The organism is Clostridium sp. CAG:265, assembly GCF_000436575.1.
Classification (GTDB): domain Bacteria; phylum Bacillota; class Clostridia; order Clostridiales; family Clostridiaceae; genus Clostridium; species Clostridium lentum.
This window is the reverse complement of sequence record NZ_FR886582.1, coordinates 1-998: the sequence shown is the minus strand read 5'-3', so window position 1 is coordinate 998 and position 998 is coordinate 1. Positions and strand designations below refer to the sequence as shown.

Genomic DNA, 998 nt, shown 5'->3' with positions numbered 1-998 from the left:
ACATATCTTATGAATCATTAAGAAAAAGATGGCAAAAAATTTTGTTAGATGAAATAACCAATATAAGTGGGAATACAAAGGAAGTAAAATTGATAAAAAATAAATTGTATAAAGAAAAGGTTAAAGGATTTTATGTTCATGCTAAGACGGAGATAAAATCAGCTAAAATAGCAGCAAAATATGTGGGGAGATATGTTGGACGTCCTGCGATAGCGGAATCAAGAATACTTAAATATGATGGTAAAAATGTAACTTATAAATATACTAGACATGAAGATAATAAGGTTATAGTTGAGACTGTGCATGTATATGAGTTTATAAAAAGGATAATCAGGCATATTCCAGAGAAAAACTTTAAGATGATAAGATATTTTGGAATATATTCTAGAAGAAGTAAAGGAAAAGTTAATTTTATAAAAATGATAGATAAAAGGATATTAAGTATAAGAAAGTCTATAGCAAATTGGGAGAATAGAATATTAGCTATAGCAGGTGTAGATCCGTGTAAATGTCCTAATTGCAAGAATAAGATGAGATTTCATGACATTGTATATCCTAAGTATGGATCAATGAGAGAACGGTTAAGAATAAAGATTATATCAGAAAATGAAGATAAATTAGAAGAAATTCTAGAAAATTACGCTATCACTAAACGTATATTAGGTGGTAAAATAATTCCGAAAACAACGTAGTTGGAGGAGATAAAGTGAATACAGAAGAAATACTATATATTTGTACTAGTTGTGGGATTAAAGAGAATATACCTAAAGAAGTGGTTGAATACTTTGATGAGATGGATCAAAGCAATATTAATGAACCGCCATGCTTTTCATGCGAAAAGTGCGGAGGAATAATGAGGCCTAAAGAATATACTGGGGTATACGGAATAAAGTATTAATTAATAGGAAAAATATAGCATAGAACCGATGTTAGTTCTATGCCTTTTAGAATACTTAAAATTAAATTCCCGAAGGGAGCGTGGCGAAAGCCACTTTTTT

2 protein-coding genes are annotated in these 998 nt (G+C 29.8%); both read left to right on the top strand.

The window, feature by feature from the left end; all coding sequences use genetic code 11:
- A partial coding sequence (locus Q5O29_RS01735; protein ID WP_302631573.1) for a transposase occupies nt 1-692 on the top strand: 692 nt, incomplete at its 5' end.
- A gap of 14 nt (nt 693-706) precedes the next feature.
- Nucleotides 707-898 (top strand): hypothetical protein, encoded by a 192-nt coding sequence (locus Q5O29_RS01730; protein WP_022211304.1) that lies wholly within the window; start codon nt 707-709, stop codon nt 896-898.
- Nucleotides 899-998: the final 100 nt, after the last annotated feature.